General features: G+C 36.4%; 24 protein-coding genes. 12 read left to right on the top strand and 12 right to left on the bottom strand.

Annotated elements, in window-relative coordinates; translation table 11 throughout:
* The first annotated feature begins 28 nt into the window (after window positions 1-28).
* Window positions 29-1,264, top strand: coding sequence for a hypothetical protein (locus ABMA70_RS02200; protein WP_392991810.1), 1,236 nt, complete (start codon window positions 29-31; stop codon window positions 1,262-1,264).
* Here ABMA70_RS02200 and ABMA70_RS02195 read toward each other — a convergent pair.
* The 4 genes from ABMA70_RS02195 to ABMA70_RS02180 all read right to left on the bottom strand — a co-directional run bounded on the left by ABMA70_RS02195 (window position 1,261) and on the right by ABMA70_RS02180 (window position 4,230).
* Window positions 1,261-1,806 carry a hypothetical protein gene (locus ABMA70_RS02195; protein ID WP_103217344.1) on the bottom strand — a complete coding sequence of 182 codons (546 nt, stop codon included), beginning with the start codon at window positions 1,804-1,806 and terminating at the stop codon, window positions 1,261-1,263. The two genes, ABMA70_RS02200 and ABMA70_RS02195, sit on opposite strands and share 4 nt — an antisense overlap.
* 22 nt (window positions 1,807-1,828) lie before the next feature.
* Window positions 1,829-2,584 carry a slipin family protein gene (locus ABMA70_RS02190; protein WP_103217343.1) on the bottom strand — a complete coding sequence of 252 codons (756 nt, stop codon included), beginning with the start codon at window positions 2,582-2,584 and terminating at the stop codon, window positions 1,829-1,831.
* 173 nt (window positions 2,585-2,757) lie between these two features.
* A complete protein-coding gene (locus ABMA70_RS02185; RefSeq protein ID WP_255407610.1) occupies window positions 2,758-2,886 on the bottom strand; it encodes a hypothetical protein in 129 nt (42 codons plus the stop codon).
* 9 nt (window positions 2,887-2,895) lie between these two features.
* Window positions 2,896-4,230, bottom strand: a complete 1,335-nt coding sequence (locus tag ABMA70_RS02180; RefSeq protein ID WP_158246825.1) for a nodulation protein NfeD — start codon at window positions 4,228-4,230, stop codon at window positions 2,896-2,898.
* A gap of 31 nt (window positions 4,231-4,261) precedes the next feature.
* Here ABMA70_RS02180 and ABMA70_RS02175 point away from each other — a divergent pair, with 31 nt between their 5' ends.
* Together ABMA70_RS02175 and ABMA70_RS02170 are read left to right on the top strand one after the other, a co-directional pair.
* Window positions 4,262-5,584, top strand: a complete 1,323-nt coding sequence (locus tag ABMA70_RS02175) for an amidohydrolase family protein (RefSeq protein ID WP_158246824.1) — start codon at window positions 4,262-4,264, stop codon at window positions 5,582-5,584.
* A gap of 173 nt (window positions 5,585-5,757) precedes the next feature.
* Window positions 5,758-6,081, top strand: a complete 324-nt coding sequence (locus tag ABMA70_RS02170; protein WP_103217340.1) for a helix-turn-helix domain-containing protein — start codon at window positions 5,758-5,760, stop codon at window positions 6,079-6,081.
* Between the two features lie 154 nt (window positions 6,082-6,235).
* Here the strand turns inward: ABMA70_RS02170 and ABMA70_RS02165 are convergent, their stop codons facing one another.
* A complete protein-coding gene (locus tag ABMA70_RS02165) occupies window positions 6,236-6,916 on the bottom strand; it encodes a hypothetical protein (RefSeq protein ID WP_392991814.1) in 681 nt (226 codons plus the stop codon).
* Between the two features lie 149 nt (window positions 6,917-7,065).
* Between ABMA70_RS02165 and ABMA70_RS02160 the strand changes: the two genes are divergently transcribed.
* Window positions 7,066-8,049, top strand: coding sequence for a malate dehydrogenase (locus tag ABMA70_RS02160; protein WP_103217338.1), 984 nt, complete (start codon window positions 7,066-7,068; stop codon window positions 8,047-8,049).
* A 44-nt stretch (window positions 8,050-8,093) separates the two neighbouring features.
* Here the strand turns inward: ABMA70_RS02160 and ABMA70_RS02155 are convergent, their stop codons facing one another.
* The 3 genes from ABMA70_RS02155 to ABMA70_RS02145 are packed head-to-tail and all read right to left on the bottom strand — an operon-like array spanning window position 8,094 to window position 12,335.
* A complete protein-coding gene (locus ABMA70_RS02155; RefSeq protein ID WP_392991816.1) occupies window positions 8,094-10,748 on the bottom strand; it encodes a cation-translocating P-type ATPase in 2,655 nt (884 codons plus the stop codon).
* A gap of 19 nt (window positions 10,749-10,767) precedes the next feature.
* The gene (locus ABMA70_RS02150) at window positions 10,768-11,181 is read right to left on the bottom strand and encodes a cyclic nucleotide-binding domain-containing protein (RefSeq protein WP_392991817.1); all 414 of its coding nucleotides are present in this window, start codon (window positions 11,179-11,181) and stop codon (window positions 10,768-10,770) included.
* Window positions 11,182-11,189: 8 nt separating this feature from the next.
* A complete protein-coding gene (locus ABMA70_RS02145) occupies window positions 11,190-12,335 on the bottom strand; it encodes a hypothetical protein (RefSeq protein ID WP_392991819.1) in 1,146 nt (381 codons plus the stop codon).
* Between the two features lie 65 nt (window positions 12,336-12,400).
* Here ABMA70_RS02145 and ABMA70_RS02140 point away from each other — a divergent pair, with 65 nt between their 5' ends.
* Together ABMA70_RS02140 and ABMA70_RS02135 are read left to right on the top strand one after the other, a co-directional pair.
* Complete coding sequence (locus tag ABMA70_RS02140) at window positions 12,401-13,609, top strand: U32 family peptidase (protein ID WP_103217334.1); 1,209 nt, start codon at window positions 12,401-12,403, stop codon at window positions 13,607-13,609.
* Window positions 13,609-14,796: a peptidase U32 family protein gene (locus ABMA70_RS02135; protein WP_392991822.1), complete on the top strand. Its 1,188-nt coding sequence runs from the start codon at window positions 13,609-13,611 to the stop codon at window positions 14,794-14,796. Before ABMA70_RS02140 ends, ABMA70_RS02135 begins: the two co-directional genes overlap by 1 nt.
* On the opposite strand, the gene ABMA70_RS02130 is transcribed toward ABMA70_RS02135, so the two are convergent.
* Complete coding sequence (locus tag ABMA70_RS02130) at window positions 14,793-15,917, bottom strand: THUMP domain-containing protein (protein ID WP_392991823.1); 1,125 nt, start codon at window positions 15,915-15,917, stop codon at window positions 14,793-14,795. The two genes, ABMA70_RS02135 and ABMA70_RS02130, sit on opposite strands and share 4 nt — an antisense overlap.
* A 54-nt stretch (window positions 15,918-15,971) precedes the next feature.
* Between ABMA70_RS02130 and ABMA70_RS02125 the strand changes: the two genes are divergently transcribed.
* The 6 genes from ABMA70_RS02125 to ABMA70_RS02100 all read left to right on the top strand — a co-directional run bounded on the left by ABMA70_RS02125 (window position 15,972) and on the right by ABMA70_RS02100 (window position 22,107).
* The gene (locus tag ABMA70_RS02125; protein ID WP_392991825.1) at window positions 15,972-16,676 is read left to right on the top strand and encodes an SAM-dependent methyltransferase; all 705 of its coding nucleotides are present in this window, start codon (window positions 15,972-15,974) and stop codon (window positions 16,674-16,676) included.
* A 104-nt stretch (window positions 16,677-16,780) separates the two neighbouring features.
* Window positions 16,781-17,818 (top strand): isopentenyl-diphosphate delta-isomerase, encoded by a 1,038-nt coding sequence (locus tag ABMA70_RS02120; RefSeq protein WP_392991827.1) that lies wholly within the window; start codon window positions 16,781-16,783, stop codon window positions 17,816-17,818.
* A complete protein-coding gene (locus tag ABMA70_RS02115; protein ID WP_103217329.1) occupies window positions 17,815-19,095 on the top strand; it encodes a hydroxymethylglutaryl-CoA reductase, degradative in 1,281 nt (426 codons plus the stop codon). The genes ABMA70_RS02120 and ABMA70_RS02115 overlap by 4 nt, the downstream gene beginning before the upstream one ends.
* Before the next feature lie 3 nt (window positions 19,096-19,098).
* Window positions 19,099-20,130 (top strand): GYDIA family GHMP kinase, encoded by a 1,032-nt coding sequence (locus tag ABMA70_RS02110; RefSeq protein ID WP_103217328.1) that lies wholly within the window; start codon window positions 19,099-19,101, stop codon window positions 20,128-20,130.
* On the top strand, window positions 20,120-21,205 hold the full coding sequence (gene mvaD, locus ABMA70_RS02105; RefSeq protein WP_158246823.1) for a diphosphomevalonate decarboxylase: 1,086 nt from the start codon (window positions 20,120-20,122) through the stop codon (window positions 21,203-21,205). The genes ABMA70_RS02110 and mvaD overlap by 11 nt, the downstream gene beginning before the upstream one ends.
* Complete coding sequence (locus tag ABMA70_RS02100) at window positions 21,205-22,107, top strand: mevalonate kinase (protein WP_233189699.1); 903 nt, start codon at window positions 21,205-21,207, stop codon at window positions 22,105-22,107. The genes mvaD and ABMA70_RS02100 overlap by 1 nt, the downstream gene beginning before the upstream one ends.
* A gap of 33 nt (window positions 22,108-22,140) precedes the next feature.
* Here ABMA70_RS02100 and ABMA70_RS02095 read toward each other — a convergent pair whose 3' ends face one another.
* From ABMA70_RS02095 to ABMA70_RS02085, 3 genes are all read right to left on the bottom strand, one after another.
* Window positions 22,141-22,530 carry a hypothetical protein gene (locus ABMA70_RS02095; RefSeq protein WP_103217326.1) on the bottom strand — a complete coding sequence of 130 codons (390 nt, stop codon included), beginning with the start codon at window positions 22,528-22,530 and terminating at the stop codon, window positions 22,141-22,143.
* A gap of 40 nt (window positions 22,531-22,570) precedes the next feature.
* Window positions 22,571-22,957 carry a hypothetical protein gene (locus ABMA70_RS02090; protein ID WP_103217325.1) on the bottom strand — a complete coding sequence of 129 codons (387 nt, stop codon included), beginning with the start codon at window positions 22,955-22,957 and terminating at the stop codon, window positions 22,571-22,573.
* Window positions 22,958-23,131: 174 nt separating this feature from the next.
* Window positions 23,132-23,947 carry an enoyl-CoA hydratase/isomerase family protein gene (locus ABMA70_RS02085; RefSeq protein WP_103217324.1) on the bottom strand — a complete coding sequence of 272 codons (816 nt, stop codon included), beginning with the start codon at window positions 23,945-23,947 and terminating at the stop codon, window positions 23,132-23,134.
* Window positions 23,948-24,060: the final 113 nt, after the last annotated feature.

Genomic DNA, 24,060 nt, shown 5'->3' with positions numbered 1-24,060 from the left:
AATGGTCAATTAACCGATAAATCTCATAATGAAGAAGCTTATCTTCCTAATGACCATTCTAGTACTCGTATTATCAAGTGTTTATCTTGTCATTACGATGCCGTACCGATTTTATTATACCTTCCAAGATGAAGGGATTCAATCGGACTACTTTATTGCCACTAATCGATATGAGTGGCTCTATCGTGGACTATCTCCCTATGAAAAATCTCGAGGTGCGACTTTATTTTGGAAACCGATACACTTTCAAAACTTTCAATTTGATATTCCTTTTGATGATGTAAGCTTTAAGCTATTTCCACGTCCAAATGTCGATAAGTTAAGTGCTTTACCGTATTTTGATATTGTTGATCACAAGAATAGACGTGTGTTGAGTGTTTATGATTTTGAAATTGAAAAATTTAAGGCCGCTATACCGATGGACCCAATTTTTAATCTTCCGGTAGTTACTCAATTTATCAAATCTTCTTCAAATCAAGCTGTTTGGCTAGATGTTTTAAACCTTAATATTAAAATAAAAAAATTAAATCTATATAGTTATAAAAATATTAAGTATCTTCTTTCGAATTACTCACTTCCAAAGCTTGGTTATTTTCTTTATATCTATAAGATTCGTAATCAAATTTTTTCAAAAGATGCAAAGAAGATTGTGCAAAATGGTCCTTTCCATATAATGCAATTTTTCGATGGCCCAAAGAATTCTGGTATTCTAAAAAACTACTTCTATGAAAAGGGACGTCTGTACCATCAAACAATTCGCTATAATAAGAATCATCCAGATCATAATGTTGTCCTTGATAAACTTGTTAAGAATTTAAAGCTTAGTCTTTCTCGTGATGAGGAGAGTTCTCTAGCGATGTATAATGAGTTTAGAAAGCTTAAGTATGAGAAGAGGTTTGAATACAAGGGGATGGCACTACTTTATAGTGCCTGGTCACATGAGCTTGAAAATGAAGCTTTCTATCGTGAAATGATCTATTATCTTGAAAAAGGTAATTACAAAACAGCTCAACTATTTAGTCTTTATGATTTTGCTAAGAAGAAGTTTGGAAAAACATTTTCAAATCGTGATGAAGTTTTAAAAGATGATCTCAAGGCAAAAATTGAAATAGAGACGAAGAAAGAGAGAAAGAAGCAAGAGAGGGATCTTGCTGATTATCAAATATCTGGCGAAGTCGACTTCAAAGATGACGATGCTAAGCTCGATTACATTCTAAAGAATATCGAAGTTAAAGAAGAAAAAGACGATTTAAGCGAGTACTAAGAGATCAAATCCTCAAAACTATCAGGGTGGTGAAAGTTTGGTGAAGTATCTGGGTGCTTATTTGAGTAGTAATAAGTGTTGTCACCTTCGGCCGTCAATACACATGTGGGAGATACTCTTAGATTAGAAAGATCTTCAAAGTTGTGACCAAGCTTCTTAAGTTCAAAGCGACAATTTAGTGTAAAGAGTTCATCCTCTGATTTGATGACAATATTATCAAGTTCAATGTCATTATACTCGGTAAGTTCTGAGCGATATGAATTGAAGATAAAGCAATTCCAACTTGAATCACTCCCAAAGTTAAATTCAAAATATTCACCATCTGTCTTATTGAGAATAAAGAATTCAAAACAAGTCTGTGTCCAAAGGCCGATAACTCGGTTCATCTTTCCATTGTCACGGTGAATGTAAATAGGAGAGAGGTCTCCCTTTAGTGTGAAGTGAAAGTTAACATGGCCGTCAATGACCTTGATCTCAGCAGAAGCTTCGAGATCAAGATCATTTTCAGCAAATGGAATTAAATTAAAATATTTTGAAATCATAAATGACTTTGTTCTTAATTTGTTAGTTACCTTTACCCATTATATTTGTTAAAAAATCCACAGGTAGCGGGAAGAAAGTTGTCGACTTACCATCTCCGCTTGAAATTTCTTTCATTGTATCTAGATAACGAAGAGTAATCGCATTTGGTGATTCATTAAGTACCTTTGCAGCTTCTGCTAGTTTTAATGCTGCATCAAATTCACCTTGAGCTGAAATAACTTTTGCTCTCTTATCTCTTTCCGCTTCTGCTTGCTTTGCCATCGCTCTTTGCATCTCAATTGGAAGGTCAATTGCTTTGACTTCAACTGTTGATACTTTAATTCCCCATGGCTCTGTATGCTCATCTAAAATAGACTGTAGACGTGCATTGATTTGCTCACGCATAGATAGAATTTCATCTAGCTCAAATTGACCAATAACAGAACGTAGAGTTGTTTGAGCAATTTGTCCTGTTGCAAGTAGATAGTTCTCAACTGCAACAACTGACTTTTCTGGATCTTCAACTCTAAAGTAAACAACACCATTAACTTTAAGTGTAACGTTATCTTTTGAGATAATGTCTTGTGATGGAATATCCATTGTGACAGTTCTTAAGTCTACTTTATGCATTTTCTCAAGACCTGGAATTAGCAGTATTAAACCTGGCCCTCTAACAGCTGTGAAGCGTCCTAGAAAGAAGATGACACCACGTTCGTATTCTTTTAGAACCTTAACAGTGTTGAACAATAAAATTAATAGTAGAATTATAAATGGTAAGTAAGGCGCAAAATTAATCATATATCCTCCGTTGAATTGACAAAAACTTTACATTTAACTGACTCTAAAAAAAACTGAGAGTTTAATATTATATTAAGAAAACTAAGGGGAGATTTTTAATAAACTCTCTCTCTTCCTTGTCAAAAATCAATCGTCCCTCAACGTCCCCTTAGTTTTTTCTTCTTTTATTTCAATTATTTAAGCCACAAGAATTTTTTAATCTCTCTTCTTACCCAGTCAATATCGCTCTTAGTTGGTAGCTCATTCTGACACATTGAAAAGATTAAACTCATTAATTGGCGAAAAGATTTTCTTTGACTCATTTTATACCTCTATATTTTTACTTGTAACTTTAGGTTGTCTTTTTTTATGACCTCTACCTTATCACCAACTTTTAGCTTTGACATATCGCCAGTGGCCGTAAGTTGCCACAATTCTCCATTGTAGCGTGAAAAGAATTTATCACCATCAATATCTGTTACTGTAATCTCAACTCCTGTGTACGGATCTTCTGGTTCAGAGAAAATTCTTTTTCTGGACTTATAAAAGACATAGGCAATAACACCAATGAAGGCAAGAATCGCACCAATACTTGAGAAGAGTACAGTTGATGAAATTTGTAGATATGATTCCTCTGTTTGAAATAAGAACATGGAGCCAAAGATCAAACTGGCTATCCCGGCCAAGGTCAGAAGGCCAAAGCTTGTAATATATATTTCTAAGATAAAGAGAACAAAGGCCGCAATAATAAGTAGAAACGCGCCAGTATTTAATGAAAGAATATTAAATGATATTCCTGCTATCAGTATGGCCACGGCCCCTACACTTCCTGCAATAAATCCACCTGGAGCTTGGAACTCTACGTAGATGAGTGCCGCTCCAATGAGAAAAAGAATATAGGCCATATCTGGCGAAGCGAAGAAGCTTAAAAGTTTTTGCCCAAGTGTTTTCTCCATTGTCGTAAGAACATAGTTATCAGCAATCACAACCTTAAAAGGTTTATGATGTGAAAGAAAAGTTTTGTTGTTAATTGTGCTGATAAGACCGCCTACACCTTGAATTGTATCAACAATACCGTTGTGGACATTTTCTTTTAGTGCTTCTGTTTCAGTATAGCTCTTGGCCTCAGTAATCATCTTTGTGAATACTTCTTCATTTTTTCCAGTTGCGGAAGCCTGAGACTTTACGAGAGCTACTAGATCATTGACGATTTTATTTTTCATATCGCCTTCTTTAATATCTGATGTCCCTGAAATTGGAGTTGCTGCACCAATTCGCGTTCCATCGGCCATGTAGAGTACTGGGATGCTACTTGCAATAATTGCTCCAGCACTTGTTGCTGATGCTGAACTAGGCCCCACCCATCCAATCACTAGGTTTTCGCTATTTGCAATTAGGTGCATGATCTCTTTAGTAACACTAACTAATCCGCCGGGAGTGTTTATCTTAATTAAGATCGCGCTTTCTCTTTCGCCTTCAATACTTTGAAAGGCTTTTTGAAGGTAATTTAAAGTGGCCGGAGTGATGGCCTCTTCAATATTAACCGCAACGATTTTATTGATATTAACTTCTTTGGCTTGGTTAAAGCTATCCGCTGCAACTGCGCCGAATGACGTTAAAAATAGAGTAAAGAGTACTACAAAACTTGTAATGATATGCTTCTTCATATATGTTGACCTGCTTATTAAAGGAGATTTCATGTCATCAAATAATATTACTTATAAAGTAATTATCGCTCATTTTTTTAATCCTATAAATGATAAAAAATGTGAATTTTTAGAAGATTATGCAATTGTTGCAAAGCGCACGACAAAAGGTGATTACAAAATCATCGATCGTATGCCTAAGAAAGAGCTTACGGACTATTTAGCGCGTAAGAAGAATGTTGAAGTGATCGACAAGAGTGGCCAATATATTATCCCTGGTCTTTATGATACGCACTTTCACTGGGTACAAGATGCCGTTTGTGAAATGCCAAAGGCCAATCTTCTTAACTGGCTTGAAAATTACACTTGGCCTTATGAAGCAAATTTTAAGAAGCTAGCTTTTGCACGTAAAAAAGCAAAAGAATTTACTTCAAAGATTGCTAATAACGGAACGATTGGTGGAGCATGTTATGGCTCAATTCATTCACACTCTGTCTCAGAAGCACTTAAAAATTTTAAGGGTGATTATATTCTAGGTAATGTTCAAATGACGATGAACTCGCCAGAGTACCTAACAATGGGCGTAGAGGAGACAATTGCACAAACTGAAGCTCTTGCAAAAGAATACAAAGATAAATATGCAGTGACACCTCGATTTGCCATTACAACAGATCCTGTAACAATGGCCGCAGGTGGTAAAACTGCTAAGAAACATCGCTCTTTTATTCAAACTCACTTAAGTGAAACACAAAATGAAATCGACTTTGTACTTAGTATCTATAAGGACATTAAGGGATTTGAAAAAGTAAAAACTTATACTGAAATCTACGACAAAGTTGGACTTCTAACTCCTAAGACAATCATGGGGCATGGTATTTATCTTTCTCCAAAAGAGTTAAAACTTTTAGGTGAAAAGAAAACGATGATTGCACATTGCCCAACAAGCAATGCTCCAATAAAGGAGCTAGGGCTAGGTTCGGGACTTTTTGATTATAAGAGAGCAAATCGTTACAACGTTCACTGGGCGCTTGCCAGTGATATTGGTGGTGGACCTTTCCTTTCGATGCTTGATGTAATCAATTCATTTGTTATGCAAAACCATAAAAGAGGCCACCGCGATACTTCCTACACTCAAGGTCTCTACCGCGCGACGCTTGCTGGAGCAAATTCCCTTAAATTAGAACAAGAAAGTGGGAATTTCGAAGTTGGGAAAAAGCTACATTTTGTGAGCCTTGGTGACAAAAAAATGAGCGCGAGCTTAACGACTGAGGAAAAACTTAAGAAATTGATTAAGAGGCCTAACAAAGATAGGGCCTTATACGTGGATTTGATTGAAGCGACGTATTATAACGGCAATGTGATTTCAGACAGTTAAGCTGGCTAAATCGATGATGTTGAACAATATCGGCTATCGACAATAAAATTACGAGAAAATTGTAAAAAGTTTTCTTACAAATCTGTTAATATGTTTACAAAAATATTTTATTGCTTTAGAATATATTAAGATACGAATCGTAAGTGCTTGAATATAATACTTAGGAGAAATACATGAGAAGTTTTAGTCACATCGCGAAACTAATTAAAGAAAAGAGAACAGCACATCCAAAAGGATATTCTCAATCAGAATTATCACACCTTCTTGGTTACAAGAATGGTCAATTCATTTCTAACGTTGAACGTGCTCTTTGCAACATCCCACTAAAGATGTTACGTAGAGTTTGTGAAATCTTAGACATTAATGAAGCTGAATTAAAAGACGCTATCATTAAAGATCACGAAGAAACTTTAGATAATTATCTAAAGGATGGATCAGGTGTTGTTGGTGCAACAACTGGTGCTGAAGCAACGACGACTTCAAACTTCGTTTACTAATCTGATTACCTTTTCGAAGGTTGTTAGTTAGAAAATATTGATAAAAAAAGAGGGAGCGAAAGCTCCCTTTTTTTATGTTCAGGATGAACAGTATGTCGGCGAGAGGCAGGAGCCGAAGCCGACAGAGTCCTTCCTCAAATGGTAGTAAATTTAATTATAAACCTTTATATGCCTTGTAATCTTCAAGTGAACCAACAGACTCTTCAGTATCATCTGCATAATTTGCTTCAACTTGAGTTTGAAGATAGTGTGGATCTTCAATTTCTTCTTCTGTAACCTCTGGCTCAACTTCACCAACTGGAAGTTCGTGATTTGAAGAGTAAGTTAGATCCATTTTTAACGATTCAAATTTTTCTTCAAATACTTTTAGATCTTCTTCTTTAAGTCTTTCTTTAAAGGCCAAGAAAGTCTTTTGTGTTTCAATAAAATTGCGCTCAAGCTTTTCTCTTTGCTTCTCACCAACGCGCTCAAAGTTATCAAAGTACTTGCGTCTGGCCATAATGTGCTGCTCAAGTAAATTGAAGTATTTTACAATGACAAAGTCTTCGCCACTTAAATGTTGTGGATTCGGTCGACGATTCTTGCTTGGTCCACGACGTCTACGATTTCGGTTAGAAGATTTATTAGACGGCTTTTTATTTGTTGCTTGTCCCGATTGAGCACTCTTGTTTGCCCCTTGTTGAGGCTGTTGAGCTTTATTAGGATTCGCTGCACTTGCATTTGCTGGACGCTTACGACGTCTGCGATTATTCGAGCGACTTCTGTTCCCACGATTTTGCGGCTTGTCTGAAGATGCTGATGATGAATTTGAGGCGTTCTTGTTGCCTTGCTCCATTATGATTCCTTAGATTATTAACTTTTAGATTTAATTTTAATTATAGCCCCTAATATTGCTAAGTAAAGCTACAACTTGTCTAACACCTATGATAAAATTGGCCAATTTCAATTGAACAACTCTCTAATTTTTTAAAAAGGGGAAATTATATGACTAAAAGAGTTAAAGTTGCAGTTACAGGTGCAGCGGGACAAATTGGTTACGCGATTCTTTTTAGAATTGCTTCTGGTCAAATGTTTGGTCCAGAAACAGAAGTAGAATTACAACTTCTTGAACTTCCACAAGCTCTAGGTGCACTTGAAGGTGTAAAAATGGAACTTGATGACTGTGCATTTCCATTATTAAAAAATATTGTTTGCACAGATAAAATGGAAGTTGCATTTAAAGATGCAAACTGGATTCTTGCTATCGGTGCCGTTCCAAGAAAAGACGGAATGGAAAGAGCTGACCTTCTAAAGGTGAACGGTGGAATTTTTGGTCCACTTGGTAAGGCCATGGCCGCTCACTCTGCGCCAGATTCAAAATTATTCGTAGTTGGTAACCCATGTAACACAAATTGTTACATCGCAATGGAAGCTTCAGGACTTGATAAGTCTCGTTTCTTTGCAATGACGACTCTTGATGAGAAGAGAGCTAAGACTCAACTGGCTCAAAAAGCAGGTGTTGATGTAACAGAAGTTACAAATATGACAATTTGGGGTAACCACTCAGCAACTCAATATCCAGATTTCTACAATGCTAAAATTGGTGGAAAGTCAGCGGCTGAAGTTATCACTGATGAAGATTACCTAAAAGGTGAGTTTATTGAAACTGTACAAAAAAGAGGTGCAGCTATCATTAAAGCACGTGGAGCATCTTCTGCTGCTTCTGCTGCAAATGCTTGTGTAAACGGTGTTTACGCTTTAACTCACGATACTCCTGCAGGTGAGACATTCTCTATGTGTCTTGCATCTAAGGGACAATACGGTGTTGATGAAGGGCTAATCTTCTCATTCCCATGTCGTGTTGAAAACGGTGAGCTTAAAGTTGTTGAAGGACAAGAGCACAATGCATTTGGACAAGAAAAGTTTAATGCAACTCTTGAAGAGCTTCGCGCTGAAAGAAATACTGTAAAAGAACTAGGTCTAGTTTAATTATATTAAGGTGCCTGCTTGAGATCTTGCGGGCACCTTATATCCTAAATCCTTATCCCCAATTTTAATTTCGCTAATAATTGAATAATTATAAGTGGCGCTAAAGAAGAGTAAGCGACAATAGTCCATTCTTTTGAACCAATCACTTTTAAGTTCAAGATACTTCTTAATCCTGGAATATAAATTGTAGCTAACAATAGTATGATACAAAGAAGTACAGCTCCCCATACGTGAATATTCTTCGTTATTTCATTAATTAATATATTTGAACTCTCAAGTCTCATGTTGAATACATGAAAGACTTGACCAAGACCTAGGCTTAGAAAGGAGACTGATAAGGCGCTTTGACTATCTTGAGTTGTTGATAGGGTATAGAAGAATCCTGTAAGGACACTCGTTGTTAAAATGAATCCGTATAGTGATATTAGGGCCCATTTTCTCTTTGTTATAATTTGTTCGTCTCTTGGCCTTGGAGCTGCTTTTAGATAATTTTGATCTCCTTCTCCCATTCCCAAGGCAAGGGCCGGGAAAACATCTGTTACTAGATTTAAAAAGAGAATCTGTAGTGGTAGTAGAGGTAATGGCATATTCATAAGTGATGCAATTGATACAATAAGAATTTCACTTATATTACATGAGAGTAGATACACAACAAAACGCTGAATATTACTATAGATGATACGTCCTTGCTTGATGGCCAAGATAATTGTATTAAACTGATCGTCTTGTAGGATCATATCTGAAGCCTCTTTTGCAATTTGAGTTCCTCTTTTTCCCATTGCAATTCCAATATCAGCATGATTTAAGGCCGCGGCATCATTAACACCATCACCCGTCATAGCAACAACAGCATTCTTTTCTTGAAAGTGTTTAATGAGATCAAGTTTTTGTAATGGCCCAACTCGACTAAAAACCTGTCCACGATTTATCTTCTCTTCGATTTCTTTGTTCCAATCTTTTCTTTGCCCCAAAATTTTTCCATTAATTGAAAAGAAATTATCACTTTCAATTAGGCCAATATCCTTTGCAATTTTTAGGGCCGTACCTTCTTGATCTCCAGTAACCATAATTGTTCTAATTCCGGCCTGTTTCGATTTTTCGATAGCATCTTTAACATCCGAGCGTGCTGGGTCAAGTAAAGCAACAAGTCCTAAGAAGGTGAGTTGATCGTAGGGAAAGTTATCTATATTCTCAACATCCTTTGTCGCAAGTGCTAAGATTCGAAGACCTTCACTGGCAAGCTTATGATTTTCTTGATTCCATTCTTTTTTTAATTCTTCATTAAACTCAATTACTCCATCAATATTTCGAATAGACGTACACGCCTTTAAAACTGCTTCAGGGGCACCCTTAACTGCCACGAGTATTGAATTGGCCACTTGATGATATGTGGCCATCATAAGAGTTGAGCTATCAAAGGGGACCTCTTTTAGTTCAGGCATCTGCTGGATCATTTCAGCTCTTTTAATTTTAAACTTGGCCGCTACTTCAAGTAGAGCGATCTCCATTGGGTCTCCAATATTATGGCCCTTCTGCTTGCGATTAATTTCTGAGTTGTTACAAAGAACTCCAATTTGGAGAAGTCGTTTTAATTCATCATCAATGAATTGATTTTCCACTTCGTTCATATCATAGCTCTTGTTTTGAGACTTATAGAGCTGCACAGTCATTTTATTTTCAGTTAGAGTTCCGGTTTTATCGGTGAAGATAATTGAGGTAGCACCTAGTGTTTCAACAGCAGCAAGCTTGTTAATAAGAGCATTGTTATTTGCCATTCTCCACATACCTTTTGCCAGGGCAAGAGTTGCAACAATAGGAAGTCCTTCAGGTATTGTTGCGATGGCAAGTGCTATGGCCGTCTCAAGCATCAGAATAGGCGGCTTTCCTGCTGTAATACCACTAATTGCAATGACGGCGGCAATGACTAATGAGAACCAAACAATTTGACCTGCTAGTTTATTTAGTCGTTTCTCAAGTGGGGTGGTCTCATCATTATCTTTTCTATCTTTTTCTACTTCTTTTGCAATTATACCAACTTCAGTATCCATTGCCGTAGCTATAACAATACCGCGACCTGATCCTCTTGTTATGGAGGTTCCTTTAAAGAGAATATTTTTTCTCTCGGCAATAATCATGTCGTCTTGGAGAGCTTCGCTTATTTTATCTACTGGTACGGACTCACCCGTTAAAAGAGACTCATTTACATTTAAGTTATTTGCTTGAACTATTCTAAGGTCTGCTCCCAGAATATCTCCTGCTTCAAACAAGACAATATCACCTGGTACCAACTCTTTCGTATTAAGATGTAACGATTGTGCTTCTCGTATTACTCCACATCTCGTTACACCAATCTTCTTTAAGGCCTCCATTGAGCGTATGGCCTTAAGTTCTGTGAAGAATCCCAAAGCTGTATTGATAATTAAGACTGCAACGACAGTGAAGCCTTCTACAATATGACCAATAAAGAAAGATATTAGGGCCGCAATTAGTAGTAATAAAACGATGATACTTTTTAATTGGCGAATGAGTATTGTAATTTTGGATGTACTTACTTTTACAGAGAGTTCATTTGGTCCATAGAGACGTAGTCTCTTTTGGGCCTCTTGATGTGTGAGACCTTTTTCAATATCAGTTTCAAGTAAAGTTGAAACATCGATGTCACTGCATTTAGAATAGAATAGGCTATTGTATTTTTTCATATACTCGCCCTTCTTGAATTTATTTTATGAGAGTTAGAATCTCTCTTTGTTCTTCAATACTAAGTGGTTTAATCGTGTCAGCTTTTTTTCTTTTGATTCCACTTTTAGCAATAACTTTATCGAGATGATGAATACGATCAACCACATTCTTTGTCATCTTAAATAGCCAATCAGGTAGTTGTTCTTTGATCGTTTCACTATCGATTTCCATAAGGGTTACCTTTGACTTTGCCATGACATAAGCTGCGCGGTGAGTGCCTGCAAAAAAGGCCATCTCTCCAATCATCTCCCCTGGGCCAACTATTGCAACTGGACTTACCTTATTGCCATCAACAACAAAGACAAGTAATTCTCCTTCCTCCACTAGATAGATTGTGTCCGAAGAGTCTCCTTGTTTAATGATGATAGTATTTTCATTATGAACAATTCTCATATGGCCTCTTATTTTAATTGAGTAATTTGCTTGAGCTTAATGACTAATTCACTTACAAGCTTAGGGTAATAGATAGATTGTGGGGCTTTATTAGAAATAAATAAAGGGTTTCTTGTATAATTTTGCTTAAGAACTTCGTTAAAATCTACGATGTCGACATTTTGATGGGCCGCTATCTTTTCTAACTGTTTTATAAAAAGAGGATGTGATGACTTTACTTCACATGCAAAGGCAACCTTTTGTAATGCCTGATCATATGCCTTTGTAATTTCACCTTGCTTCTCAAAAAATTCTTGTTTCAGTTGATGAAACTTTGTGTTGGCCAAAATATTCTTATCAAGTGATTGTACAAGGACATGGGCCTCTTTTGTTTTTGACTCTGACAGTAATGTCTCAAGCTTACTTAGGGCATCTTCAAATAGAACACTTGTTGTATCCTGACAAATTTTTAAATCGTTAACTTCCATATTAATTGGAGGGATTATTGTCAGGATGTTGATTCCCTGTGATTTTAAGTTTCTGAAGAATTTTTCCAGGCGAATATCATAGAGTAGTAGCTCTTTTTCTAGAATACTTCTAAATCTCTCAGGTGAAAGGTTCTCGAAATCAATTTGTTCAATCTCTGAGGTTAACTGCTTAAGATTTTCGTTTAAAAATATTAATCTTGAAAGATTAGGGTGTAATTTTATTAAACTTTGGATGTACAGATTTCTAAATAATTTAAAATTCTGATTATTTACTTTTATGGCATCTTTTTTAGTCGGATAAATATCTTCTTGTAATTCAGAATATCCAGAAGCAAGAATGAGAATTTTTGGAACTTTTTTTAAAGCAGCAACTCGCTCAATCGTGCGATAAAGTGATTCACCTTTAGTGGAAATATTATAAATTGATAACGGACGAGCAAGCTTCTTTGAAAGCTGAGTCGTAATATCGTTAATAAATGGACCTATTGAGACACCCATCTCATCGCCAACAATAAGTACATCTGCATTTGATGCAACTTCATCTGGGCCAAAGACTCCAGGGGCCATGACATAAGGTGCTGGCGTTTCACGCAGAGGTGCTTCGTGATAATGGTAACTTAGAAGTCCCAAAATTGTGATAATGAACGCACAGGCCAAATAAAATATGATGTTAAATATTTTTTTCATAAAAACTAATCAAGATTTCCCTATGACTTTATTATATACGTAATTTCTGGTACATAGAAGACCTTATGAAAGATGCAAAAAACACCAGATGGGTACCCGAGCTTTTAGCTCCAGCAGGTAGCCTAGAAAAATTGAAAGTGGCCATTAGTTACGGTGCAAATGCCGTTTATCTTGGTGGTCAAAAATATGGACTTCGCCAAGCGGCCGATAACTTCACTATTGATGAGATACGTGAAGGGGTTGAGTTTGCTCACGAGCGTGGCGCTCTTGTCTACGTCGTCTTAAACTCATTCTTCCATGATAAGGATTTTGACGGCCTACTTGATTTTATCAAAGAGCTCGATGATGTTGGCGTTGATGCGGTAATCGTTTCTGATCCTGGCGTTATTAATTATATCGCGGAAAATACTAATCTCGAGGTTCACTTATCAACACAAGCAAGCTGTTTAAACGTTGAAAGTGCAAAGCTTTGGAAAAAACTTGGCGTAACTAGGATTGTTCTTGGCCGTGAAGTTTCAATTGCGGATGCCAAGAAGATCAAAGAAGAAGCCGGTGTTGAAATCGAGATGTTCGTGCACGGTTCAATGTGTATGGCCTATTCCGGAAATTGTGTCATTTCAAATTATACGCAAGGACGTGACTCTAATCGTGGTGGTTGTGCTCACAGTTGTCGCTTTGAATACAAAATCGAAGACGGTAAAAAAGAGCTTAATAGTTATTTCATGAGTTCTAAAGATCTTGAAGGTATTAGACTTTTACAAGACTTTATTGATGCAGGAATCGATTCGCTAAAAGTAGAAGGACGTATGAAGTCTCCTATGTATGCTGGAACGATTTCTATGGTTTATTCAGGGGCCCTTGCTTATTACAAAGAGCATGGAAACTTCTTAAGTGATGATCTTTTAAAATGGGAAGAGGAACTTACGAAAGTTACTCACCGTGCTTATACGCAAGCTTCTTTAGTTGATGAAGCTGATGAAACATCAATATATAACGATCGTGAACACGAGGACAAAACATACAGGGCAATTGGTAAAGTTGCTCAAGTTGTCGATAACGAATTTATCGTCGTTGATGTTAGAAGTGCATTTGAACTAGGAGAGTCTCTTGAGATTATGCCTTTTTCTAATGCTCATGTTGATGTAAGAGTTGATCATATTTCAAATCTTGCGGGGGAGAATTTTGAACGTACACGTCCTGGTGCACTTTTTAAAATCCCTTATGTTGCAGGTGTTGAGGTAAACAACCTTGTACGTGCAAAGGTTGTTAGCTAATGAAGACAACAACATACCTAAATAATTTAAATGATCTTCCTAATATTATCGCTAATAAGGCAACAATTAGTGAAGTTATTCTAGCGACTCGTCTGTTTTCTCAAGTTGGGAAACTAACAATTGAAGAGATGTCCCAGGCCATCGATTCTTTAAAGTCTGAAGGAATCTCTTATTGTCTTGAGTGGGATATTCTAATGACTGAATCTCGCTTTAGCATGTATAAAGAACAATTTAGAAAATATGCTGATCTTGAATTTAAAAGTATTCGCTTAAGAGATCCTGGAGCAATCAATTTTTGTCTAAATGAATATCCAGAACTTGATATTGATCTTCTTCTCGATACGGGGGGACATCATAACCTACATTCAATCAAGGTTTGGAAGAAACTAATTGGTGAGCGTTTAAGAAAGATTGTTTTATCAATTGAGTTATCAAGTGGTGTGGTTAAAGAGTTTTGCTCAGAAATTAAATCTTGGGGCGTAGAAACTGAGCTTCTTGTATTTGGTCGCATTTTACTTTTCTATACACCTCGTAATCTTGTCTCTCCTTTGTATTCAGATGAGAAACTAGAAGACGACTATATTGAAGTGAGTGGCTCTAGTGAAGAATCTCCGCATAAAGGTTTTCCAATTGTTGAAAATCAACATGGAACATTTATGTTTAATACGAAGGATCAATTTCTATTAGAATATATTGATGAACTGAAAGAGTGTGGAGTTAATGATTTAAGAGTGGATACGCGCCATCTTGAAAATAATAATCTTCTTTCTGATGTTATCTCTTTAGTAAATGACTTCGATAAGAATAAAGCAAAAGAAATTAAAGAACAATTTGGCAACTCTACTACTCGTGGTTTCTTTCACGTAAATAAGTCTGATGTACTTTTTAAGAAGCTAAAAAATAAGCGCACTCAACGTCAAGACGAAGGCTTTTTAGGTGAAGTCGTTGATGTTGTGAAAAAGTCTCATATGGCCATTCTTATTAAGGGAATGCGTGGGCAGGATCGCGCCCTAAGTGTAGGAGATGAGCTTCGTTTAACAACGCCTGATGGAAAAGTTAAAACAACTAGAGTTCATAAAATTACACATACTAATGGAACAGAAACAGAGTTTGCTAAGACTGGAGACTTAATTCTTGTTGCGCACGTTAGTGGTGTAAGTGTTAAGACAATGGCCTATAAAAATTAAATAAAGCTAGCTCTTACAAATTGAATCCAGATTCCGCCATTGTTGATCCTTTGTGATCTTAGAATCTTAAATTTCTTATCAATGATAAATGTCTCTGGGATAACAGCATAGGCGCTTTTGGCGCCAATTTGTTGTGCTTTTGAGAAAAAGTCATTCACAAAGTCGTGGATATTTTTTTGTGTTTTAATTCTTTTTCCGTACGGAAGATTACAAGCAATAATGATATTGTCATGATTAAGTTCTTTCATCTTAAAGAAATCGCCATGAGTAACCTCTAGATTATATTGCTCTAGATTCTTTTTGATCGCCTTGATATTGTCTTGGTTTATATCATTCGCAAAGGCCTTCCTGGCAATTTCAATAGGTGCCATCTCTATCTTCTTTGCTGGAAGTTTTCTAAAGATTGGAAAGTTCTCAAAATTATAAGCTCTCTTATTATTAAGCTCGTCTTGTAAGAGGTATTCACTGACAATTGTGCCAGAGCCGGCCATTGGATCAAGCAGGGGATAGTCACTGTCTTCATTTTCGTTGATAAAACGGATTAAGGCGGCTCCAAGAGATTCTCTCATCGGTGCTTTGGCACTGAGGATTTTATGTCCTCTCTTATCTAATCTTTCACCTGAACAATCGATTGATAATTGGCACATATCTTCTTCAAAGCGTAAAAAGATTATCGGTGGATGACTCCATTCTAATTGTGAGTACTTCGCTTTAAAAGGCTGGGCCTTTTGATAGTCACTTATTGCATCTTTTGTGGCCTTAATGATTTTGCGATCATCAAATAAACGCGAGTTATGAGAGCTAACTTTAAAGTCAATCTCAGTTGTCGGTATATAATCATTCCAATTTATTTTAGTAAGTTTCTTATAAAGTTTAGGAAGATCTCTTGCTTTAAATTCTTCAATTCTAAGAAGTGCTCTCGTTGGAATTTTTAAAAATTTAATAATGGTAAGAAGCACGAACAAGTCGCTGGATTTGAGTGTTAATCCATCTTCTAAATCAAGCTCAACTTCACTGAAGAATTCGCTACTTAGTAAGTCTTTTATCTCTTCTTTGGCAAAGACTTCTAGTCCTGGAGTAACAGAGAGAAATAATTCGTAAATTTTTGAAGCTTTTTGCATATTATTTATATACACGATCTTGAGTTTATAACCAATTGATCATATATAAATGATATGGCCAAACAAAGTAAATACGGAACTCTATATTTAATTGCAACTCCTATTGATGAGCAAAACCCGCTAGAGACTACAGCTTTAAATTTATTAAAGTCTGCTATTGAAAAGCGTGAGCAAAGTCTTTTTCTAATCGAGGACTTAAAGCCTTGTCGTAGACGTTGGATAAGATTTGGACTTGAGCGAGAGATTATTGAAGACTTTATTCTCTTCAATGAGCACACTCAAGTTGAGATAGAAAACGATCTCATCTCAAAGATCCAAAGCGGTAAAGACGCTTATTTAATGAGCGATGGAGGCCTTCCGGCCTTTTGTGACCCAGGTCAAAAACTAGTTAAAAGGTGTCATGAACTTGGTATTCGTGTCACTTGTACGCCTCATAGTAATTCTATTTCACTAGCTGTAGCGCTATCTGGTATTGATTGTGCAAATTTCACCTTTGCTGGTTTCCCTCCTCGAAGACCAGAGGAGCGCAAAGAATTTCTAAAGAAATTAGCAAAAGTCGATATGCCTAAGATACTAATGGATACTCCCTATCGCTTAACAAGACTTCTTGAAGAGTCTGTTGAAGTATTTGGTGAGCGTCTTGGCTTTGTTGGGATGGAACTTAATGGTGAGGAAGAAGAATTAAAATATGGTAAGTTGTCGAAATTACTCAAAGAAGTTTCTGGTTTAAAGAAAGAGTTCATTCTTATCATAAAGTAATTGTTTAGAGGCCAAGCAAATCAGATAGATTTTTCCAAAGCATAAATGGAATGTTGTTGCTTCGAATAAAATCTGCTAAATTGCCTAAATCATTAGGTATGTACATGAAAAAAGACAATTTAGACGCTCAGGCAACAAGCGATCGTAAGCTTGAGCATATCAAATTAACAGATGCTGCACAGACAGCTCACATCTTAGCTGATAAGCGCTTTTACTATGAACCTCTTTTTAGTGGAAATAGAGAAGTGCCCGATCTTAGTCTAGACTTTGCAGGTCATAAGTTAGATCTACCTATTTGGGTTTCTTCTATGACTGGAGGAACGGGCATCGCTGCAAAAATTAATGAAAATTTAGCACGTGCTTGTGGAGAGTTTGGAATTGGTATCGGACTTGGCTCTTGTCGAAAGCTTCTTTCAAAAGACAGTCGTAGTCAGTTCTTCAGTGATTTTGATATTGCAAAACACTGTGGAAATTCTCCTTTCTATGCAAATCTTGGTGTGGCACAACTAGAAGAGTTGATTGATGAAGGTGCACTTAATAAAGCAAGTGATGTGGTCTCATCTCTTGGTGCAAATGGTTTAATTATTCACGTTAATCCTGCACAAGAATGGTTCCAGCCGGAAGGCGATATCATCAAGCGCTCGCCGTTAGAAATTATAAAAATATGTTTAGAAGAGTTTGATTTTCCTATCATTGTTAAAGAAGTTGGACAGGGAATGGGACCAAAATCTTTGGCCGCCCTTATGCAAATGGATCTGGCCGCAATAGAATTTGCTGCCTTTGGTGGAACAAATTTTTCTAAACTTGAATATATTAGAAATTCCAATGACTTATCTATTCATGAACCTCTGTGTCATGTTGGCCATACTGCCCTAGAAATGGTAAAAATGAGCAATCAGATTATCGATCAATTAGGAGAGCAAGTAAGGTGTAAGAACTTTATTATCTCAGGTGGAATTAAGTCATATCTTGATGGTTTCTACCTTTGTAAACTCTCAAAAGGAAATGCCATTTTTGGTATGGCCAGTGAATTTTTAAAGACGGCCATGGTTGACTATGAAAGTGTAAGTCGTCAAGTTACACAAATTAAAGCAGGTCTAGCATTTGCTAATTCATACCTTAGTGTAAGGAGTGAAAATTGAAATTGATTCAAGGTTTTTCAAAACTAACAAAAGAGCAGAAAGTTGATTTTATCTCCAAAAATCTCGAGACAGGTTCAAAGGAACAAATTCTCTCTTTCTGGCATCAGGATCAAAAATTACAAAATACTTTTGATGAATTCTCTGAGAATACCATCTCAAATTTCTACCTACCATATGGTGTGGTTCCAAATTTTGTATTAAATCAAAAAGTTTATAACGTTCCAATGGTTATTGAGGAAAGCTCTGTTGTTGCTGCTCTTTCAAAAGCTGCAAAATTTTGGAGTTCTCGTGGTGGTTTCAAGGCCGAAATTATTGGAAGTGAAAAGATAGGACAAGTGCACTTTGTTTACGAAGGTGAGAAGGCGCAACTTAAAGAGTTCTTTGAAAACGGAAAAATCGATATTTTAAACTCTCTGACTCCATTAACAATTAATATGGATAAGAGAGGTGGTGGAATTCGCTCGATTGAATTAGTTGATCTAACTGATAAAGAAGAGAATTACTACCAAATCAAAATGGCATTTGAAACTTGTGATGCAATGGGGGCAAACTTCATTAATTCTGTTTTAGAAGCTGTTGGTAAATATTTAGAAGAAAAGCTAGGAGAGCATGTACAAGTTATTATGTGTATCCTTTCTAATTATACGCCTAATTGTAAGGCCCGTGCATGGGTAGAGTGTCCAATTGAAGACTTAAATGAAAAGAGTCTTGGAATGGATGCAAAGACTTTTGTACAAAAATTTTCACGTGCAGTTCGCATCGCTCATATCGATCCGCATCGTGCAACAACTCATAACAAAGGTATCTTCAATGGTATTGACGGAGTTGTTATTGCGACAGGAAATGATTTTAGAGCAGTTGAAGCCTGTGGGCACACATATGCTGCAAGAGATGGACAGTATCGCTCATTAACTAATTGTAAGGTTGAAGGGGATAAGTTCTTATTTGAAATTGAAATTCCATTAGCATTGGGAACTGTTGGTGGATTAACAAAGCTACATCCTCTAGCGAAGATGTCTCTTGATATATTAGAGCGTCCAAGTGCAAATGAGCTAATGATGATTACAGCAAGTGTAGGACTTGCTCAAAACTTTGCAGCTCTAAAGAGTTTAGTGACAAGTGGTATTCAAAAAGGACACATGAAAATGCACCTAATGAATATATTGGGACAACTTGAAGCTAATAATGAAGAGAAAGAAAAGATTGCTGAATACTTTGCGGACAAGGTTGTTTCGTTTAGTGCAGTGAGAGAACAACTAGAGAGTTTAAGAAACTAAATTATGAACACAACACACACAAGCAACACAATTTTAAAGTATTTGGAAGGAGAGCAATTTCTTGAACTTCCAAAGAATGGCCAATTATATTTTGGACATGGAAAACTACTTCTATCTGGAGAGTATTTTGTTTTAGATGGTGCTCAAGCACTTGGTCTACCAACAACTGTTGGACAATCTCTTCGCGTACAATATTCGGCTTCTTTTGACCCAAAGTTATATTGGAAGTCATATGATCCGGCCGGAAAATTATGGTTTGAAGTTATCTTTGAGTTTTGGCACTTCAATATCTTAAATGAAAACCCAACGAAAGAGATGATGGTTCTACAGCAAATGCTTAGACAGGCCAGAAGACAGAATAAGCACTTTCTAAGAGATGGTGTTGATGTTCATGTTGTAACACAACTTGGATTCCCTCTAGAATGGGGACTTGGGTCTTCATCGACATTAATTCATAATATCGCTGATTGGGCGATGGTTTCACCATTTGAGTTAGCATTTAATACTTTAGGTGGATCAGGTTATGACATTGCTTGTGCGCAAAGTGATGATCCAATTATCTATCAAAAAAGTGGTGATGGGCCAAAGTGGTCACCTGTAGAATTTAATCCATCATTTAAAAATAATTTATACTTTATTTATCTAGGTCATAAGAAAAATTCTCGTGACGCTATTGAATATTATAATCAATTACGTCCGCATTCACCGGAAGTAATTAATACAATTAGTGAACTTTCAAATCAGATTGCTGCGGCAAAGACACAAGAAGAGTTTAATTTCTTAATTCGTGCTCACGAAGAAATCATTGGAAAGCAGTTAAAGCTTAAACCTATTAAGCAAGAGGCGTTTAGTGACTTTGATGGAGAAATCAAATCACTTGGTGCATGGGGTGGAGATTTCATTCTTGCTTCAACAATGAATAATAGAAAGTACGTTTCAAATTACTTTGAGGAAAAAGGCCTAAAGGTTATCATTCCTTACCGTGATTTAATTGTCGATAATGATCCAAAAGTTGAAGCTAATAATGTCCACTAATTTCAAGTTAACGAATTATAATATAGAAAAATTAAATGAAGGCCGCTCTTTCACAGTAAAGAGCCCTTCAAATATTGCATTAATCAAGTACTGGGGGAAATATGGGGAGCAACTGCCTTCTAATCCTTCACTGAGTGTGACACTTGATAATGCTCACACTTTAACAACTTATAAGATTACTAAATCTAATAAATTTGAATTAGATTTTAAATTTGAATCTCTTAAGAATGAAAAGTTTCAGGCACGTGTTGAGAAATTCTTTAATCGCGCCATCGAATTCTTCCCATTCATTAATGAGTGCAATATTGAAATGGATTCAATGAACTCATTTCCTCATTCTTCAGGGATTGCTTCTTCCGCTGCTTCAATGTCTAACTTTGCAAGTGCACTATGTGAAATCGAGAAGCTTGTTACTGAAGAAGATCACGACGAAGAGTACTATCTAAAGAAAGCTTCTTTTATGGCCAGATTAGGATCAGGGAGTGCTTCTCGCTCGCTTTTTCCAAAAATGTCGATTTGGGGAAAATCTGTTCAAGGTAGTTCTCAAGACTATGCAATTGGGCTTGATAGCTTTGATAAGTCTTTTGAAGGTATCTGTGATTCTATTGCTATTGTAAGTGCAAGTGAAAAGGCCGTTAGTTCAACAGCTGGTCACGCTCTTATGAATACACATCCATTTGCAAAGACGCGTTTTTTAAATGCATGTAATAACTTTAATTCACTTTGCTTTGCTCTAAGTAGTGGTGATTTTAATTCTTTTGCTGAAATTGTTGAGGCCGAGGCGCTAGAACTACATGGCCTGATGATGAATTCAAAACCATCATTTATTCTTATGGAGCCGAATACTTTGGCCATCATTGCAAAGATTAGAAACTTCAGAGCACAATCAGGCGCAAAGATATGTTTCACTCTTGATGCTGGTCCAAATGTTCACATTCTTTATTTGAAAGAAGATGAAGCGAAGGTACGTCAATTCATCGAAGAAGAAGTAACTAAGCTGTGTCATAATGAGATTGTTATCCATGATCACATGGGTAATGGTGTTGAGGTTGAGTTTCTAAATCGAGAATCATAATGGAAAATATCGGAAGCTTCAGTGCTAAAATTCTTCTTTTTGGTGAGTATTCAATTATTCGTTCTTCAAAAGCATTAGCAATGCCTTATGCTCTTTTTGATGGGAAATTAAATTTTCCAGAAGATCAAAATACTGGAATTGATTCTGAGCTTTCTGCATTTTCTCAATACTTAAAAAAACAAAATGAGAAAGGGAAGCTAAGCTTTAACTTTGATCATCAATCTTTTTCTTTTGATATTTCTAGCGGTATTAGATTTAAATCGACTATCCCTCAAGGCTATGGTGTTGGGAGCTCTGGTGCTCTTTGTGCAGCCGTTTTCGATCGCTATGCTCGTATATGTGATGAACAAAGAAATGATATCGCATTCTTAAAAGATTGCTTTAAAGAAATGGAGTCGCATTTTCATGGCTCTTCATCTGGAGTTGATCCGCTTATAAGCTATTTAAATGTTCCACTATTAATTGATAGTAAGAAGCAACTAACTGAAGTCGTTCTTAAAAATGATTCCAAAGGGCCAGGGCTTTTCCTTTTAAATACTGGCCGTGCAAGAAGAACTGAGCCATTGGTAAATCTTTTTATGGAAAAGTGTTCATCTAAGGATTTTGCCTATCTTTGTGATCGTGTTTTAACACCGATTTCAGATGAGTGCATTAAGTACTATATTGCTGATGATCGCGAACAACTTTGGAAGAAGTTTAAAGAGCTGTCATCTTTTCAGTTTGAACATTTTAATCCGATGATTCCTGCTCTCTATCGTGATCTTTGGAGCGAGGGGCTTGAGTCAGATGATTTTTATTTAAAGCTTTGTGGCGCCGGAGGGGGAGGATTTCTTCTAGGCTTGGCCCGAGATATCTCTAAGCTTCCTACACAGCTCGCTAATTTTGAATTAAGACCAGTATAATAAAGGCCCACTTAAAATGGGCCTAGTTTTTAATTATTTTAATCCATACATTTTTCTAATATCAGCGAGCTTGTGAGTAGGAGTCGCTTTTCTTTTTTCATTACAAATTTTCATCGTTCTCATTGCATAGACTCCAGAGAATACTGATTGTTTTGTAATATAGTTATATCTAATATCTGAAACTACTTCATTCTTGTCATTTACTTCAAACTCTTGAAATACTTCGACGGCCATTGCTTTTGCACTATATTCAACATCTCCATTTGGCCATGGAAAGGGAGAACATTGTCCTACAGATAATGCATATTCATTTATAGAAACACGACACTTGTAGTTCTCATCATGCTTACCTTTTTCACACCATGTGCTTGCAAGGATATTTGTAGTTGCTAGTATAGATAGTAGTAAAATAATATTCTTCATAATTTTCTCCGTTTACTTTTTTATTTTTTAATTTGATTTGTTACTGTTCAATTCCATAAAGATCTTTAACTTCTACTAGAGTGTAAGTTTCAAGATTATTCATGGCCTTACGACAATCCCAGTATGAGTCCATGGCCTGCACTCCGGCACTTGTTCCACTTGTCGTGCTAAGAACAGTTCTTCTTTCAGTAAGCAGATTATGATTCTCATCTTTTAAATATACTTCCTCCACAAAAGCTACACCTGCAAAGGCATTATATGATTCGATATACATATTATCGTTGTACCAACATTTACCTTTTTTAAGTACGTGCTTGGCAATTACATCTCTACATTCATAAATTTTAACGTGTTTCGAAATCTGCTTACAGTTTGCAAAAGAGCTCGCTGCTGTAAGTAGTGAAAGTGCAATCATTAACTTTTTCATATTCTCTCCTCATTCAATATTTTTGTTTTCTTGTTCGAGGACGTTATAACACGAAAAAAGTGTATTACGTGGTTTTGTGTAAATATTTTATGGTGAGCTACATTTTTTAGAGAAATTCACGTGAAATCAGTTATTTGGCCCACCTGTTTGGAGAGGAGGTGGGCCGTTCTTAGGCTAGATGGCCTCTGCAACAGTAGGAGTTTGCTTTAAAACACGGGCAAAGTCGCGTGGATTAATGAAGTCCTTCCCATTTGCGTAGTTTTTAAAGTCACCTGTGGCCAACGTTGAGTTAGCAAAAGTAATTTCCTCTAAAAGGTCATCTTCCATTGCTTTAATAAGAGCGTTGTTAAATGATCTCTTTGTTTGAATTCTTGCAGTAGGAGACTGTTTAGAAATACGAGTTACAATATCTTCAAGTTCATTTTCGCTGTAAAGGATTTTACCGATGAGGCCTGCGCTTATAAGAGCATCGGCACCTACGCTTTGAGAAGATAGTAGGTATTGCATAAGCTTTGCACTATTTGCTTTTTCATTAGTAAGGGTATTCATACCGGCCATTGGTGTGATTCCCTTATCAAGTTGGTTAAATGTCACACTAAAAGAAGGAGCACAGTAGCGAATATCACCACCCATAGCTAATTCAAGACTAAATGGGCAAGCTGATTTTTGAAATGACCAAAGGATCGTCTGTGGTAATAATAGTTGTCCCCAACTTAACCTTGCGAGTTGCTGTAGGGTATTACCAAGGTTTACTTCATCGAAGAATCTTAATTCTTCTTTCTTGAATAATTCAATATCATCACTAGCAAATTTAAAAACTACCGAATGAATTTCAATTTTATTAGTTAACCAATCAAAGAAGTGTTCGAGTTCATTTAAGTACGTTGAAGTATTGAAAAACTGCTCATTGTTAGCAACAACAACGTTACAAGTGCGAGTTTGTCTAGATAGTGAAATATTGAGTGTATTGTACTTAAAGAAATTACTCATTGATACCTTCCCTGGTCTTTATTAAAATTGCTATCCGATGCAATTTTTAGTTACTAAATGTAAACTCTCAGATCGATCCGTGATCTGTTAATAAAATTATTTCAATTTTGGCC

The organism is Halobacteriovorax sp. XZX-3 (genome assembly GCF_043196495.1).
Lineage (GTDB): Bacteria > Bdellovibrionota > Bacteriovoracia > Bacteriovoracales > Bacteriovoracaceae > Halobacteriovorax_A.
Note: the sequence above shows the minus strand (reverse complement) of the source record. Positions and strands in the feature narration are given on the sequence as shown.

What these genes read in the sequence shown, in the direction of transcription:
- ABMA70_RS02200 (WP_392991810.1), top strand. Translation starts at nt 29, where the DNA reads ATGAAGAAGCTTATCTTCCTAATGACCATTCTAGTACTCGTATTATCA.
- ABMA70_RS02195 (WP_103217344.1), bottom strand. Translation starts at nt 1,806, where the DNA reads ATGATTTCAAAATATTTTAATTTAATTCCATTTGCTGAAAATGATCTT.
- ABMA70_RS02190 (WP_103217343.1), bottom strand. Translation starts at nt 2,584, where the DNA reads ATGATTAATTTTGCGCCTTACTTACCATTTATAATTCTACTATTAATT.
- ABMA70_RS02185 (WP_255407610.1), bottom strand. Translation starts at nt 2,886, where the DNA reads ATGAGTCAAAGAAAATCTTTTCGCCAATTAATGAGTTTAATCTTTTCA.
- ABMA70_RS02180 (WP_158246825.1), bottom strand. Translation starts at nt 4,230, where the DNA reads ATGAAGAAGCATATCATTACAAGTTTTGTAGTACTCTTTACTCTATTT.
- ABMA70_RS02175 (WP_158246824.1), top strand. Translation starts at nt 4,262, where the DNA reads ATGTCATCAAATAATATTACTTATAAAGTAATTATCGCTCATTTTTTT.
- ABMA70_RS02170 (WP_103217340.1), top strand. Translation starts at nt 5,758, where the DNA reads ATGAGAAGTTTTAGTCACATCGCGAAACTAATTAAAGAAAAGAGAACA.
- ABMA70_RS02165 (WP_392991814.1), bottom strand. Translation starts at nt 6,916, where the DNA reads ATGGAGCAAGGCAACAAGAACGCCTCAAATTCATCATCAGCATCTTCA.
- ABMA70_RS02160 (WP_103217338.1), top strand. Translation starts at nt 7,066, where the DNA reads ATGACTAAAAGAGTTAAAGTTGCAGTTACAGGTGCAGCGGGACAAATT.
- ABMA70_RS02155 (WP_392991816.1), bottom strand. Translation starts at nt 10,748, where the DNA reads ATGAAAAAATACAATAGCCTATTCTATTCTAAATGCAGTGACATCGAT.
- ABMA70_RS02150 (WP_392991817.1), bottom strand. Translation starts at nt 11,181, where the DNA reads ATGAGAATTGTTCATAATGAAAATACTATCATCATTAAACAAGGAGAC.
- ABMA70_RS02145 (WP_392991819.1), bottom strand. Translation starts at nt 12,335, where the DNA reads ATGAAAAAAATATTTAACATCATATTTTATTTGGCCTGTGCGTTCATT.
- ABMA70_RS02140 (WP_103217334.1), top strand. Translation starts at nt 12,401, where the DNA reads ATGAAAGATGCAAAAAACACCAGATGGGTACCCGAGCTTTTAGCTCCA.
- ABMA70_RS02135 (WP_392991822.1), top strand. Translation starts at nt 13,609, where the DNA reads ATGAAGACAACAACATACCTAAATAATTTAAATGATCTTCCTAATATT.
- ABMA70_RS02130 (WP_392991823.1), bottom strand. Translation starts at nt 15,917, where the DNA reads ATGCAAAAAGCTTCAAAAATTTACGAATTATTTCTCTCTGTTACTCCA.
- ABMA70_RS02125 (WP_392991825.1), top strand. Translation starts at nt 15,972, where the DNA reads ATGGCCAAACAAAGTAAATACGGAACTCTATATTTAATTGCAACTCCT.
- ABMA70_RS02120 (WP_392991827.1), top strand. Translation starts at nt 16,781, where the DNA reads ATGAAAAAAGACAATTTAGACGCTCAGGCAACAAGCGATCGTAAGCTT.
- ABMA70_RS02110 (WP_103217328.1), top strand. Translation starts at nt 19,099, where the DNA reads ATGAACACAACACACACAAGCAACACAATTTTAAAGTATTTGGAAGGA.
- mvaD (WP_158246823.1), top strand. Translation starts at nt 20,120, where the DNA reads ATGTCCACTAATTTCAAGTTAACGAATTATAATATAGAAAAATTAAAT.
- ABMA70_RS02100 (WP_233189699.1), top strand. Translation starts at nt 21,205, where the DNA reads ATGGAAAATATCGGAAGCTTCAGTGCTAAAATTCTTCTTTTTGGTGAG.
- ABMA70_RS02095 (WP_103217326.1), bottom strand. Translation starts at nt 22,530, where the DNA reads ATGAAGAATATTATTTTACTACTATCTATACTAGCAACTACAAATATC.
- ABMA70_RS02090 (WP_103217325.1), bottom strand. Translation starts at nt 22,957, where the DNA reads ATGAAAAAGTTAATGATTGCACTTTCACTACTTACAGCAGCGAGCTCT.
- ABMA70_RS02085 (WP_103217324.1), bottom strand. Translation starts at nt 23,947, where the DNA reads ATGAGTAATTTCTTTAAGTACAATACACTCAATATTTCACTATCTAGA.